The sequence below is a fragment of the Hymenobacter sp. DG01 genome (assembly GCF_006352025.1).
Lineage (GTDB): Bacteria > Bacteroidota > Bacteroidia > Cytophagales > Hymenobacteraceae > Hymenobacter.
The window spans coordinates 2,403,782-2,418,014 of record NZ_CP040936.1 but is presented as its reverse complement, the minus strand read 5'-3'; the positions used below and the strand labels follow the sequence as shown (position 1 = coordinate 2,418,014).

13 protein-coding genes are annotated in these 14,233 nt (G+C 58.2%); 3 read left to right on the top strand and 10 right to left on the bottom strand.

Annotated elements, in window-relative coordinates:
- Positions 1-7 precede the first annotated feature (7 nt).
- On the bottom strand, positions 8-409 hold the full coding sequence (locus FGZ14_RS10145) for a hypothetical protein (protein WP_139923888.1): 402 nt from the start codon (positions 407-409) through the stop codon (positions 8-10).
- A 148-nt stretch (positions 410-557) separates the two neighbouring features.
- Positions 558-2,633 (bottom strand): VWA domain-containing protein, encoded by a 2,076-nt coding sequence (locus FGZ14_RS10140; protein ID WP_257883201.1) that lies wholly within the window; start codon positions 2,631-2,633, stop codon positions 558-560.
- Between the two features lie 161 nt (positions 2,634-2,794).
- On the opposite strand from FGZ14_RS10140, the gene FGZ14_RS10135 reads away from it, so the two are divergent.
- Complete coding sequence (locus FGZ14_RS10135) at positions 2,795-3,535, top strand: hypothetical protein (protein ID WP_139923886.1); 741 nt, start codon at positions 2,795-2,797, stop codon at positions 3,533-3,535.
- 6 nt (positions 3,536-3,541) lie between these two features.
- Here the strand turns inward: FGZ14_RS10135 and FGZ14_RS10130 are convergent, their stop codons facing one another.
- From FGZ14_RS10130 to FGZ14_RS10115, 4 genes are all read right to left on the bottom strand, one after another.
- Positions 3,542-4,213: a YiiX family permuted papain-like enzyme gene (locus FGZ14_RS10130; protein WP_139923884.1), complete on the bottom strand. Its 672-nt coding sequence runs from the start codon at positions 4,211-4,213 to the stop codon at positions 3,542-3,544.
- 226 nt (positions 4,214-4,439) lie between these two features.
- On the bottom strand, positions 4,440-5,624 hold the full coding sequence (locus FGZ14_RS10125) for an MFS transporter (protein ID WP_139923882.1): 1,185 nt from the start codon (positions 5,622-5,624) through the stop codon (positions 4,440-4,442).
- Positions 5,625-5,737: 113 nt separating this feature from the next.
- A complete protein-coding gene (fabG, locus tag FGZ14_RS10120) occupies positions 5,738-6,487 on the bottom strand; it encodes a 3-oxoacyl-[acyl-carrier-protein] reductase (protein WP_139923880.1) in 750 nt (249 codons plus the stop codon).
- A gap of 226 nt (positions 6,488-6,713) precedes the next feature.
- Positions 6,714-6,986, bottom strand: coding sequence for a hypothetical protein (locus tag FGZ14_RS10115; RefSeq protein ID WP_139923878.1), 273 nt, complete (start codon positions 6,984-6,986; stop codon positions 6,714-6,716).
- Between the two features lie 223 nt (positions 6,987-7,209).
- Here FGZ14_RS10115 and FGZ14_RS10110 point away from each other — a divergent pair, with 223 nt between their 5' ends.
- A complete protein-coding gene (locus tag FGZ14_RS10110; RefSeq protein WP_139923876.1) occupies positions 7,210-8,451 on the top strand; it encodes an NAD(P)/FAD-dependent oxidoreductase in 1,242 nt (413 codons plus the stop codon).
- A gap of 182 nt (positions 8,452-8,633) precedes the next feature.
- Here the strand turns inward: FGZ14_RS10110 and FGZ14_RS10105 are convergent, their stop codons facing one another.
- Positions 8,634-9,368 (bottom strand): tetratricopeptide repeat protein, encoded by a 735-nt coding sequence (locus FGZ14_RS10105; RefSeq protein WP_139923874.1) that lies wholly within the window; start codon positions 9,366-9,368, stop codon positions 8,634-8,636.
- A 236-nt stretch (positions 9,369-9,604) separates the two neighbouring features.
- Between FGZ14_RS10105 and lpdA the strand changes: the two genes are divergently transcribed.
- Positions 9,605-10,999, top strand: coding sequence for a dihydrolipoyl dehydrogenase (gene lpdA, locus FGZ14_RS10100; RefSeq protein WP_139923873.1), 1,395 nt, complete (start codon positions 9,605-9,607; stop codon positions 10,997-10,999).
- Positions 11,000-11,057: 58 nt separating this feature from the next.
- Here the strand turns inward: lpdA and FGZ14_RS21740 are convergent, their stop codons facing one another.
- The 3 genes from FGZ14_RS21740 to argH form a co-directional block, all read right to left on the bottom strand.
- Complete coding sequence (locus FGZ14_RS21740) at positions 11,058-11,720, bottom strand: hypothetical protein (protein WP_180754323.1); 663 nt, start codon at positions 11,718-11,720, stop codon at positions 11,058-11,060.
- Between the two features lie 30 nt (positions 11,721-11,750).
- On the bottom strand, positions 11,751-12,284 hold the full coding sequence (locus FGZ14_RS10095) for a TetR/AcrR family transcriptional regulator (RefSeq protein ID WP_139923870.1): 534 nt from the start codon (positions 12,282-12,284) through the stop codon (positions 11,751-11,753).
- A gap of 595 nt (positions 12,285-12,879) precedes the next feature.
- Positions 12,880-14,184, bottom strand: a complete 1,305-nt coding sequence (gene argH / locus FGZ14_RS10090; RefSeq protein WP_139923868.1) for an argininosuccinate lyase — start codon at positions 14,182-14,184, stop codon at positions 12,880-12,882.
- Between the last annotated feature and the right edge of the window lie 49 nt (positions 14,185-14,233).

The window sequence follows — 14,233 nt, the reverse complement described above, 5'->3', positions numbered from 1 at the left end:
GTACGGGTTACTTCTGCAGGCGCTTGCGACGGATGCTTTCCGCCATCAGAATGCGCACTTCCCCGTTGGGCCGCACCACGTACTCGCCACTGTCGCGCACCGAAACACCGTTGCGCATCTCGTCGCGGTAGTCGTGGAGCACCAGCGTACCAATGCGCACGGAGTCGGCGGGGGTAGGGGCGGGCGGGGCCGGCAGCCCGTTAATCTGGGCCATCTGAGCCAGGTACTGCAGGGAGTCGCGCTTGGTGTAGGGCTTGTGCCGGAATTTGCCCGGGAAGTAGTTTTTAGGATCAGAAACGCGCATGCGCACAAAATCCTGCACAGCCAGCTCGGCCTTCTGTTCCGCGTTTTTGTCGCAGGCGGTCAGCAGAAGAGTTGCGGAGAGCAAAGGGAAAAGCAGACGGTTCATGGGAGAAGAATGGAAGACGTAAACCTGCGCTCCGGCCCTCTTTCCAAGGAGGGGGACTCAGCGCAACAGGTGTTTTTCGCGGGATAAAGTTCTGAACTTCTGGCTTGCCACCGAAAAGCAGAAGGCCGAAGTCGTGTGAGCAGCAAGCTTAAATCCCGCCCGAATACTTGCGGGTCGCCCACTCCACCGTCATCAACCCCAGCAGCAGGAAAAACAGCCACTTCAGGTTAATCAGGTCCTTCAGGTCTTCGTGCTCATAAATCACAGGCTTGTAGTTGGCTTTCTGAATGTCCTGGGCGAGTTGAGCGAACTGGGCGGGGTAGTAGAGGCGCTGCCCGCTGCGCTTGGCCACCTGATAAAGCAGGTTGTGGTCGGCGCGCGACTGAAGGGCTTCCAGCTGCTGCTCCTGCACCAGCACCTCGCCCTGGTCCTGCTGGGCCTGCCCGCCCAGGCTAGCCCGCGCTACATAGCGGTAGAGGCCGGCCGGCAGCGCCCCCAGGTGCAAGGGAGCGCCATCTGAGGAGTTGGTGTAAGTGAAGGTGCGGGCTTTCCGCTGCTCGTCGGTGAGCGTAAGGGTGATTTGCTGGCCGTAGATGCGCTCGAAGATGGCGTTGTAGGTTTCGGCCCCGAACGTCACGTCATCCTGGGTGTTGAAGGCGTCCTGGGTGGGATACACGTCGAGGCGCTTCTTGTTGGCGTTCTGGGTGAGCAGCTGCAGGGTCCGCACCACCAGTCGGTCGTAGGCTTCGGGCCGGTCGTCGTGGTCCACGGCTTCCTGCAGGCGCCACTGCCAGCTGCCTTCCGTGAGCAAAGTAGCCTGGCGCTGGGCCGGCGTCCCCCCGAATACCAGCAGGGGCTTCTGGGTTTTCACCCGGCCCACTTGCTGCCACAGGGCCACCTCGGCTCCACTACCCAGGCGCGTCTCCCCGAACGGCACCGGGGCTGGGGGGTAGGCCGCGAACCGGCGTAGAGCATCGTCTTCAAACGAAAAGCGGGTGAAGGTGGCATTGGGTACGGGCGTCACTTCGTCGGTTTGGTTGCCGCGGGGCGTCACCGTCAGGCCCGTGCCCAGGGCGTTGTAGGCGCCGTAGTTCGACTGCGACCCTAAGATGTACAGGGCCGGCACCCGGCGGGCCTTCACCTGGGCCAGCACCTCGGCGCCTACCCCGCTCTGGGCCGGCAACTGGTGCAGAATGGCCACATCGAAATCCTGGGGTTGAAGCGGGTTGATGCCGGGCAGGTAGGTAGTCAGGTCGAAGTTGTCGTTCTGCAGAATAGCCGCCCGCAATGCCTTCAGGTCGGGGTGGGGGGCGGCACCGGCCAGCAGCACCCGCAGCTTGCCCTTCACGATGTCGAGGTAGGCAAACTTCTGGTTGTTGAGGGCGGTGAACTCGCCGGGCAGCTTCTCCACCACCACTTCATAGCGGCGTTTGCCGGGGGCAGGGGCCGTTACCAGAAAGGTAGTTTTGGTGCGCCGCTGCCCGGCGGGCAGGTTTACGCGCTTGGTTTGCAGCACCCGGCCGTTTTCGCGCAGGAGCACGGTAGCGGTGGTGCCGGCGGGGTAGCCGTCGTAAGCCAGCTCGGCTTCAATGGGAAACTGGTTGCCACTAAACGCCACGCGGTTGTAGTTCAGGGCCGGAAGGCTGACGTCTTTCTTGGGCACGGTGTCGCCCACTCCAATGGCATAAATCGGGAAGCGGTAGTCGGTGTATTGGGGGGCGCGGCCCTGGTTTACTACCCCATCCGACACCAGCACTACCCCCGCCAGATTACGGCCCTGATACCCTTCGCCGATGCCCGTAAGCAGCCCGTCGAGGTCCGTGGCCGGAGTCTGGAACTGCAGCGAATCGGGCCGCGCCGGGCTGTTGCCAGCAGAAAGCGTGCGGGTTTCTACTTTGAAGCCACGGCCGCGTAGGGTTTCGGTGAGCTGGGCCAGCCCTTGGGTGGCCTGGGTCAGCACCTGCGGCGGCGTGAACAGCCCCACCGACTGCGAGTTATCGACGGCCAGCACCACGGTAGGCGCCTCGGTGGTGGTAGTGGTAGTTTTGATGAAAGGGGAAAGCAGCAGAAAGCACAGAAAGCTCACCACCGCAAAGCGCACGAAAGCCAGCGCGTAGTTGATAGTCCGGCTCCAGGGGGCCTTAGCCGAGTAGAGCAGGGCCGCGTAGCCCGCGCCTACCAACAGGCACAGCAGTATAAACCAGGGAGAAGCAGATAGTAGCAAAGGCAGAACGATATAGCAACCGCACTAAAGAACCCCGGTCGGCCCCGCATAGTTGCGCGGGGTAGGGTTGGGGCGGGTAGCGAAGGTAAGGAGTTGCGGGGGAGTAGGCCTGACGTTATAGCAGGCAATATACACGAGCCGAATAGTGGATCTTTGTATTTATGAACAGCAAGCTGCAGACCTCCATTGAAAACCTATACAGTGTCTTTGCCAAATACCCACTAAACCCTCATATGGATGGTAGCCCCTTGCATAGTGATTTGTTAATCTGGAACCGCACTTTGGCAACTCGGCCACTACGAGAATTATCCGTTGACCACCTGGGTATCTTTTATTTCAAAGTGATGACTACTTGGGGTGATGTGGATGATTTTCGGCATTTTCTTCCTCGAATTTCTGAACTGCTTGCTACGCTGGATACTGGTTGGGAAGAATGGGTAGCATTGGATAAACTGCGTTATGGTCATTGGCAAACATGGCCAGTATCTGAACAAAACGCTGTAAAGGACTATCTGTTAGCGCTGTGGAATAAATTGCTCTATACAGATTTAGAAATAGCTGATGCCGCCTTCTCAGACTACTTTCCGGCTATTATGAATGTGTATCCTGACGTTAAATTATTGCTATCTATATGGAGCGAATTTAAGAGTCCGGTAAGTATTAAACGGTTGATTGATTTTGTAGATCGTAATGCTGATATGGTAATAGGAAGTAAACGGCTATCCGTTTTTGATAAAGACGCAGAACCTGGAATTCTGTTCAGTCACTGGCTTACTAACAAAACAATAATTGAAACGCTGACAACTATCTTTTTTCAAAATCCGGAAGCGGAATATGCTACCCAATTATCAAGCCTTATTCAACTGCTAGAAGCAACCAATAAAGCAACTAACGTAGACTAACGCTACCTACCGCACCGTCACCAACTCCTTGGTTTCCAGCATCCGGACCGGCGAAATAACTTTTTCGTCCAGCGGAATGTGTTTGCCGTAGCGCTCCTGCAGCTTGGCCTGCACGGCCGGGTGGCTCAGGTCGAACTCGCGCAGGGTCTGGAGCTTGCCAATTTCGCGGCCGGTGGCCTGGCGGTACATCTTCCAGAGCAGCTCTGAGCAGTAAATTCGTTCATCGGACCAGCCGAAGTAAAGGTCGTAGTTGCGGCCGCGGTACTGTTCGCCGGCGTTTTGCAGACGCTGAAGGGCTGCGGGTGTCAGAACGGTTTCTGCATCGCGCAGGCGCTTAACCACAAATTGCCCGTTTTTGCCGCGCGCCACCCAAGCTGCCAACGACGTTTCGCTGACCGGCTGCACGGCCTCGAACACGCGCCACTCGCCATTTTTTTTGAACAGAATGCCGCAGTGGCTGTACGGCGAGCGGGTGGCCAGCTGAATAGCCCGGCTTTGCGCCGACTGGGAGGTGTGAAAGATCAGGTCGCCGTTGCGCAGGCGGCCAGAAATCTGCTCAGCAGCTTTGGAGGCAGTCTGCTGCCGCTGATAGCGCACGAGTCGGCGGTGCAAACGAGGGTAGGCCACCAGCGAAACAGTAAGTAGCAACAGCAGCGGCAACAAAATCTTGAGCTTCATTTGAGGCGAGAAACGGGTTGCAGCGAAGGTAAGCGCGTAGCAGATTGGCTGTGCTACAAACTACGCGGGTGGTAAAATACCTAATTATAGAAACGTCATGTCGAGCTTGTCGAGACATCTCGCGTGCTGACGTTGTAATGGTAATTCAACGTCAGCACGCGAGATGTCTCGACAAGCTCGACATGACGTTCATCTATTTTATTTCTTACCGCCTACCCCTCCATTCTTACCCAACCACTACTACTGGCTCCGGCGCGGCGGCCTGACTGCGCCGGCGGAAAACCAGGGTCACGCAGAATAGTATGCCGCCTATCACCAGCGCGGCTCCTACCCAGTCGGGGGAGGTGTAACCCAGGCCGGCGGCAATGGGCAGACCGCCCAGGTAAGCGCCCAGCGCATTGCCCGTGTTAAAGCCCGATTGGCTTAGCGAAGAAGCTAACATTTCCGAGCCCTTGGCCGAGCGAATCATCAGCATCTGGATGGGAGCGGCCGTGGAAAATGCCAGCGCCCCCGTGAGCATGGTCATCAGCACCGTGGGCAGTTGGTAGGGCGCGGCCACGGGTACCAGGAGTAGAGAGGCCGTCATGGCGGCCAGCAGGAGGGTAGTGGCCCGCAGGGGCGAAATACGGTCGGTGAGCCAGCCGCCGAGCAGGTTGCCCAGGGCCATGCCCACGCCGGCCAGTACCATCAGGAAGGCAACCGTGTTGGGGCCGAACCCGCTTACCTCCGTGAACAAAGGCACGATGTAGCTAAACCACGCGAAAAAGCCTCCGTTGCCCAGCACGGTTATCCCGATAATCAGCCAGGGTTCCAGCTTAGTGAAAGCGTGAAACTCCTGGCGCAGGTTGGTTTCCTTGGCGGCCAGGTTGGGCATCAGCCGCAGCACGCTCGCCACCGTCAGCAGGGCTACCACCACAATAAGCACAAACGGTATCCGCCAACTGAAATGGTGGCCCAGATAGGTGCCAATGGGCACCCCAATGATGTTGGCAAACGTAAGTCCCGCAAACATGATGGAAATGGCCTGGGCCTCCTTGCCCGGCTGGGCCAGGCGCCCTGCCACCACGGCGCCTACCCCGAAAAACGCCCCGTGCGGCAGCCCCGAAATAAACCGCGTCAGCAGCATCAGGTGGTATGAGGAAGCCAGCAATGACAGGCCGTTGCCCACGGCAAACAGTACCATCAGCAAGGCCAGAATCTTACGCGGTGGCAGCTTGCCGGTGAGGGCCACCAGCAGCGGAGCACCCACCACTACCCCAAGGGCGTAGGCCGAGATGAAGTGGCCGGCATCCGGAATGCTGATGCGCATAGCGCGGGCAATGTCCGGCAGAATGCCCATCATGACGAACTCCGTCATGCCAATACCGAACCCGCCCAACATGAGGGGTAGCAATACAACCTTCGATTTCATAGCAGGGGTAGGGAACGTTGCGACGGGCGCAACAAAAAACGTGTCGGGCTGGCAGGCCCGCTTAGCAAGCCCGTACAACCCGACACGTACTGTTCTTGTTCAAAAAGGCTGCCCTAGGTCAGCATGCCGCCATCAACCTGCAGCACTTGGCCAGTAATGTAGGCCGATTCTTCGGAGGCCAGGAAGGCAGTGGCTTTGGCCACATCCTCGGGCGAGCCGCCGCGCCGCAGCGGAATGGCCTTGCGCCACTCATCTACCTGCTTCTGGTCGAGGGCGTCGGTCATTTCTGTTTCGATGAAGCCGGGGGCAATGGCGTTGCAGCGGATGTTGCGCGAGCCCAGCTCCAGGGCCACCGACTTCGTGAAGCCGATAATGCCGGCCTTGGAAGCCGCGTAGTTGGCTTGGCCGGCGTTGCCCTTAATGCCCACTACCGAGGTCATGTTGATGATGCTGCCGGTTCTGGCGCGCATCATAGGCTTGGTAGCGGCTTTGGTCAGGTTGAATACTGATTTCAGGTTCACGGCCAATACCTGGTCCCACTGCTGCTCGCTCATGCGCATGAGCAGGCCATCCTGGGTGATGCCGGCGTTGTTGACCAGAATATCCAGCTTGCCAAACTCGGCTACCACCTCATCCACCAGCTTTTCCGCCTCGGCGTAGATAGAAGCGTCGGAGCGGAAGCCCTTCACCTTGGTGCCGAAAGCGGAAAGCTCCTGCTCTAGCTGCTGGCCTTTCTCCACGCTGGAGAGGTAAGTGAAGGCCACCTGCGCGCCCTGCTGGGCGAAATACACCGCAATAGCGCGGCCAATTCCTTTGGAAGCACCCGTAATGAGGGCCACTTTTCCGTCAAGCTGTTTCGTCATGTCAGCGAAGGTAGCAACGAAAGCCTAACCTGCTACCCCTCGGTTTGCGCCAAATCCTGAAGCTCGTGTACTGGCGACTACGCCTCAGGCGCAGCTGTTACATCAGCCGCAGCCAGTTGGAGGCCAGCTCCTAGCTGTCGAAGGCCAGCACGATGGGGCGGGTAGAAGGTTGCTGCTGCATCGAGAGGTCGGCGGAGAGGCGGCTATAAACGTTGGGCGAGTACACTCAGGCAAAGTACTCCAGTCCGGCGTCGGCCATCATCGGAAACCAGGTGGCACCCACCCACTCTGAGGCGTCGCTCCACATGCTGGTTACCTCCCGGTTGTCGTTGAGCACCTTGCTGCAGCGCTCAAAGCGCAGGTGATCCAGCAGGCGCAAGCAGCCCGCCTGCACCGATTCCAGGCTTTGGTCGCCGGTCCAGTTGGCATACAGCCAGTCGTGCTGGTAGTCGTAGGAAATGGTAATGCTGGAATCTTGGTGTAGAAGTCGAAGAGCCATAGGCGAGGGAGCGTAAAAAGGGCGGCGAAATTACAAGAAGTCAGGGAGTAGCCAGTATGCTGGTGGCGGCAGCGGAGCTGGAAAAGCCTCAGCGCTGCCCGGTGGGAAGGCCTCATGGCGGGCACCCTGGCGGGGAAGAAAGCAGCCCGGTCCGGAAATAAGCTGCCGTGGGCCTGGCATACATAGCGCCCCAAAGGTTGCGGCTCGTATCTTCGCTACCCCTATGCCCGACACCGATATCTGCATTCTGGGCGCTGGCCCGGGCGGGGCCACAGCCGCCTTGCACCTGGCCCAGGCCGGCCACCGCTGCCTCTTGCTCGACCGCGCCACCTTCCCCCGCGACAAAGTGTGCGGCGATGCCCTCAGCGGTAAAGTGCTCAGTGAGTTGCGCCGCATTGGGGAGGAGTTACCCGCCCGCCTCGCCACCGAGCCCATTCAGCTGCCCAGCTGGGGTATTGATTTTTACGCGCCCAACGGCCGCCGCCTGGCCGTGCCCTTCAAGCCCAACTACAACCCCGCCACCGACCGCAGTGCCGGCCACATCAGCAAGCGCCTGCACTTCGATAACTTTCTGATTGAAGAAGTGCGCCGACGCCCGGAAATCGACTTCCGGGAAAACACCGAGGTAGCCCGCCACGAGCAGCTGCCCGATGGCCGCTGGCGCCTACTGGCTCCCGATGGCTCTGAAATAGCTACTGTCCGGCTGCTGTTGGTTGCTAACGGGGCTCAATCCAGCTTTGCCCGGCAGGTGGGCGGCCACGCGCTGGAGCCCGCTCACCACTGCGCCGGCCTGCGGGCCTACTACCGGGGCGTCACGGGTCTGCACCCCGATAACTTCATTGAGCTGCACTTTATCCCCGATTTTCTGCCCGGTTACCTCTGGGTGTTTCCGCTGCCCAACGGTGAGGCCAACGTGGGGGTAGGCATGCTCACGGAAGCGGTTTCCAAGAAGAAGGTAAAGCTGCGGGAGCGACTGGATGAAATTCTGCAAACCCACCCGGCCCTGAAGCAGCGGTTTGCCACCGCCGAGCGTCTGGGGCCGGTGCGCGGCTTTGGGCTGCCCCTGGGCTCCAGGCGCCGCCCGCTTTCCGGCAGCGGCTACCTGCTGCTCGGCGACGCGGGCTCCCTCATCGACCCGTTCTCGGGCGAAGGCATCAGCCACGCCATGGTATCGGGCCGCCACGCCGCCGACTGGGCCGGCCGGGCCGTGGCCGCGCAAAACTTTTCGCCCGGTTTTCTGCAAGGCTACGACCAGGCCGTGTACAACCGCCTCTGGCAGGAGCTGCGCCTGAGCCGGGTGATGCAGCGTCTGCTGGGCTACCCCTGGCTGTTCAACTTCGTGGCCAACCGCGCCGCCAACAACCCCACCCTGGCCGAAACCATCAGCAACATGTTCCTCGACCTAGACCTGCGCGAGCGGCTGCGCCAGCCTGGCTTCTACCTAAAGCTGCTGCTCGGGAAGTAGTGACTGAGTGAGTAAGTGACGTGTCATGGCGAGGCACGAAGCCATCCGTTTTCTCTTCTGTGATAAGCCTACTATACAGACAAGTCCCTGACGTATGGTAGCGCCAAGGGCTTGTCATGTTTCAAGGGGTAGGGTATTGGTGAGGAAGGATGGCTTCAGCTACCGCCTCACTCATTCAGTCACTACTTCCCCGCGTAGCGGCGGAGGCTTTTTTCGGCCTCGGGGTTGAGCAGAGTGGCTTTTTCTAGGTCGGCTTTGGCCTCGTTGGGCTTGTTGATGGAAGCGTAGCTGATGCCCCGGTACTCGTAGGCATCGGCGTAGTCAGAGTCGAGGCTGATGGCTTTGGTGAAGTCCGGAATGGCGCTTTTGAAGTTGAACAGCTGCATTTTAGCGGCGCCCCGGCCAAAATAAGCTTCTTTATCCTGGGGGTTATACTTTACGGCTTTGGTAAAGTCGGAAATGGCGGCGCTGTACTCCTTGAGCTTGAGACGGTTGAGGCCTCGGTTGTAGTAGGCTTCCGCGTTGGTGGGCTTCAGGCGCAGGGCCGCATTATAGTCGGCTACGGCTTCGCGGTAGTCGCGCAGGTGGCTTTTGGCTTTGGCCCGGGTTAGCAGGGCATCAAAGTCGCGGGGCTTGGCTTTCAAAGCCGCGTCGGCCACCCGGATTTCGGTGCGGTAGTCGGCGTTGGTTTTGCGGGCGGCGGGTTCAACGGGTAGGGCAGGGGTAGGGGCCACGGAGGCCGTAGCCGTGCCATCGGCGGCCCGGGCCGCCGTGTCGGCCGAGCGGGCAATAGCCATTTCCCGGGCTGCGTTCCGCGAGGCCGAAGTTGGGCGCTCCACCTCCGTAGTACTGCGGGCGCAGTCGGTCAAGGAAAGTAAAGCCAGGCTAGTGAAAAGCGAAAGTATAGGTGCTTTCATGGAGAGTTCAGAGTGGAAAAAGGCTGGGCGCAGCGGCCCGTAATCGGGTAACGGCTCTTGTACGGGCACCCTCAGGGAAAGGCTAAGCCGGGCCTCAAAATTTTGTCGGGGGTCAGTAGGCGCGGGCGTAACCAGGCAGCGTGGCAGAGTAGCGCGGCCTGCCTATCTTTGCCGGGCCACCTGCCCGCCCGAAGCGGCGGATGGTCCTTCCTTCTAAACCTTCAACCGAACACAACATGGCATTGCAATACGACCTGGTCGTTATCGGCAGCGGCCCCGGCGGCTACGTCGCGGCTATCCGGGCTTCGCAGCTGGGCTTGAAAGTAGGCGTGGTGGAGCGCGAGTCGCTCGGCGGCATCTGCCTCAACTGGGGCTGCATTCCCACCAAAGCCCTGCTCAAGAGCGCCCAGGTATTTGAGTACCTCAACCACGCCGGCGACTACGGTCTGAAGGCAGAGGGCATTGGCTACGATTTTGGCGCCGTAATTCAGCGCAGCCGCGGCGTGGCCGATGGCATGAGCAAGGGCATCAACTTCCTGTTCAAGAAAAACAAGATTGACGTGGTATCGGGCACCGGTAAACTGCTGGCTGCCGGTAAGGTAGAAGTGACCAAGCCCGACGGTGGTAAAGAAACCGTGGAGGCCAAGCACATCATCCTGGCTACCGGCGCCCGCTCGCGCGAGCTGCCCGCCCTACCCATCGACGGCAAGAAAATCATTGGCTACCGCCAGGCTATGGTGCTGCCCGAGCTGCCCAAGCGCCTTGTAGTTGTGGGCTCCGGCGCCATCGGCGTTGAGTTTGCCTACTTCTACCGCACCATGGGCACTGAGGTAACGGTAGTGGAATACCTGCCCCGCATCGTGCCCGTGGAGGACGAAGAAGTATCGCGGCAGATGGAGAAATCCTTCAAGAAAATCGGCATCAACGTGCTGACTTCGGCGGAGGTAACGAAGGTGGACACCAGCGGCGAAGGCTGCAACGTAACCATCAAAACCGCCAAAGGCGACCAGCAGATTGCCTGCGACGTGGTGCTGAGCGCCGCCGGCGTAGTTACTAACCTCGAAAACCTGGGCCTTGAAGAGCTGGGTATTAAGGTGGAGAAAGGCCGCGTTATCGTGGACGACTACTACCAGACCAACGTGCCCGGCATCTACGCCATCGGCGACATCGTACCCGGCCCGGCGCTGGCCCACGTTGCTTCAGCCGAAGGCATCATCTGCGTCGAGAAAATTGCCGGTCATCACCCCGAGCCGCTCAACTACCAGAACATTCCCGGCTGCACCTATGCCTCACCGGAAATTGCCTCGGTAGGCCTCACCGAAGCCGAAGCCAAAAAGCAGGGCTACGACGTGCTGGTGGGTAAATTTCCCTTCTCGGCCTCGGGCAAAGCCTCGGCTGGCGGCGTGAAAGACGGCTTCGTGAAGGTTATCTTCGACAAGAAGTACGGCGAGTGGCTGGGCGCCCACATGATTGGGGCCAACGTGACGGAAATGATTGCCGAAGTGGTGGTAGCCCGCAAGCTCGAAACCACCGGCCACGAAATCATTAAGGCTGTGCACCCGCACCCCACCATGAGCGAGGCCGTAATGGAAGCCGCCGCCGCCGCCTACGGCGAGGTAATTCACCTGTAAGCCTGAGTAAATTTAGTTAGACTAAAAACGCCCCATCCGATTTCGGATGGGGCGTTTATTATTTAGGTAAAATGGTTTGAGCCGATTCTACCGGTAGAAAGGGGTATGCTTTTGTAAAATCAAGGTCAATCGTAAACTTCTCATCTAAAAACCGCGGATCAAATTCCTGACTTAAGTCCCATGTGCCCACATAGTGTAGCTGGCTGGGCCTGACTTCAAACACGTAGCGGGTATTCGCTAGTACTTGGCTATTGCGGTGCTTTCGTACGGACTCTACGTGCAATTCTGCCCCGTACCATTTGCTGTCCGAAAACTCGTAGTTAATGAGAGCGTAGCGCCCTGGGGGCAGTGCGTAACAGAAGGTGTTTTCGCGGCGGGAGCGGAGAATAGGCTTGATACTAAGCCGAAAGTATTTGCCCGTATCCAAGTTAACCAAGCGAATGTACTGGCCCAAACCGCCACTACGTGTGCCGCCAAGGCGCTGCACGCAGCTTCCGTACACTACGCCTTTATCAACAGGAAGCTGCTTTTGCGCACTACTCCAGGAGGCGGATGGTAACACTAGCGCTGGCCCCGAGTTTTGGTCAAGCGAATCAGGTAGCAACCTTACATAATCCAACTCTTGCTCCAGCTGCACCTGTATTTGAGCCTGAGCCCGGACCGGGGCAGCATTCACTAGACTAATAGCGCATATAACACCTAAAGAATAAAGCAAACGCATAATGACCCGCAATCAGAAACAAATGTCTAGTTATTGCGCCTGGTACTTCCCCTTGATAAAATCGAGCATGCCCTGGTCGCCCGCGGCGTCGGCTTTGGTAGCTTCCTGCTTCCAGAGCGCTTCTACCAGCAGCAACAGCAGCTCGGTTTCCTTATCGGGGTCGGCGTAACCCAGTTTCTGAAAGGCCTGCCGCAGCAGGGAGGGCACGGGTTTCATAAACCGCTCGTGCTGCTGCCGGGCCATTTCGGAGTCGGCGAGGCGGTACTGCAGTTTCCAGAAGTGCGGTTCGGCCTGCACCAGCTTAAAGGGTAACTCAATAACACTATGAATAAAAGCCAGCGGATCGGGCTCGGCCAGGCCACCGCGGTTGTCTTCAATAATGCGCTTGTAGCCGTTGCGGATTACAAACTCCAGAAGTTGGTCTTTCGAGCCAAAATGCTTGAAAATAAGTGCTTCTGAAACTCCCGCGGCCTTAGCAATCAGCTGGGTGGAAGTATTCTCGAAGCCTTTGTCCCCAAATAGCTGCAATGCTACCTCTGCAATGTGCTGTTTGCGGTTCGTCATACGATTCGTTGGATGGTGGTGCGGCTCCAGCCGCGCTAAGTTTCTTGCCTGAAACAGTAGAAACGCCGCAAGTTCGGGGCTTACGCGTTAAAATCAGTTATTTTTTTACGATACAGCCCAGATTACCAATAGCAGCTTCGGTCTATAAAACAGGTAAAAACAGAAGCCGGCCGATTTGGGGCTACCAAATCGGCCGGCTACGTGGGTTTCGATAACCAGCGGGCAGCAGCGCCGGGGGTACAGCTGCGCGGTCCTCGAAGGGTACCGGATGGGGTGGGGTTCATCCGGGTAATCAGGGCGTGGGAATTATCTACCGGCAGTTAGTGGGATTAGCTACCGGGTTGGTGATGCAATAGTAAGAAAGAATCGGCAACCTAGTAAGTATTAGCTCACTTATTTTTGTAAGTAATCACTCACCAAGTATTTTTTGTGATGTAACATACTGATAGTGAATATTAAATAGATGTGTTCAAAATTTTGTCATTAGAATGATGACTGCCTCGATTGACCAATCAGCAAAGGGTAGGCTGAACCTGACCGAGAGTCTATGCCCCCACTAAAACTCAGAGCAGCTGAAAACTTAGGGCGGGCCTGTTTACTCTGCCACTAAGGCACTACCTGCCCGGAAACGCGCAACCTTGGCTTGAATTTCGGCTAGGCCCAGGTTGTGCACGCTGCCCAGGTGGGTAGTCTGGAACTCCCGGTGCGGCTGGTAGCTACCATTTTCTACGGCCTGTCCTACCTCTTTATAAGCCGTGCGGAAAGGAGTGCCGCTTTGAATAAGCTGGTTGATATTTTCTACCGAGAACACCGCGTCATACTTCGGCTGGCTGAGCAGCTGGGGCTTGATGCGTAACTGGGGAAGGGCAAACAGCACGATATCGAGGATATCCAGAAACTGGGTCATTGGCTCGAAAAGCAGCTCCTTAAGAATCTGGAAGTCACGGTGGTAGCCACTGGGCAGGTTGCTGGTTGCCAGCATGAGTGTATTCGGTAGGGCCTGTAGGGCATTGCAGCGGGCTCGAATCAGCTCGAATACATCGGGGTTTTTCTTGTGGGGCATGATGCTGGAGCCAGTAGTAAACGCGGCTGGCAGCTCCACAAACGCCAAATCCTGGGAGTTATAAAGTACCAGGTCATAGGCCATTTTGGCCAGGGTAGCAGCCATACCGGCCAGGGCAAAAGCCAGGGTTTTTTCCGTTTTACCCCGCAGCATCTGGGCACCCACGCTGCTCACGGCCAACTGGCCAAAACCCATTTCCTGTGTGGTCTGCAGCCGGTCGATGGGGAAAGACGAGCCGAAGCCGGCACCCGAGCCCAGGGGGTTCTGGTCGGCTACGGTGTGGGCCGCTTCAAACAACGCCAGGTCCAGAAGCAGGTGCTCGGCATAAGCCGAAAACCAGAGGCCAAAGGAGCTGGGCATAGCGGCCTGAAAATGGGTGTAGCCGGGCATCAGGTCCTGCTTATGGGCCTCGGCTTTCTGCAGCAGCACTTCCACCAGCCCCAGCGTTTTGGTAGCGGCGCGTTTGGTATAATCCTTCAGAAACAGCTGAATAGCCGTCAGAACCTGGTCGTTGCGGGAGCGGGCGGTATGGATTTTCTTGCCCGCGTCGCCGAACTTTTCAGTGAGGTAGAACTCAATTTTCGAGTGCACGTCCTCGAAATCAGCCTCAATGGTAAAGGTCCCGGCCTCCAGCTGGGCGGCCAGCTCGGTGAGGCCCTGCTGCAGCTGCCTGTTTTCCTCTTCGGAAATCAGCCCGGCCTTGGCCAGCATGTTGGCCTGAGCCCCGGACGCCTGCACATCGAAGCGCGCGAGGTACATATCCAGCTCCCGGTCGCGGCCCACCGTAAACTGTTCTATTTTCTTATCGACGGCAATGCCTTTATCCCAGATTTTCATGCGTATGACGGTAACCGCTTAGCGGAGTGTAGCACGAAGCGCACGCTTC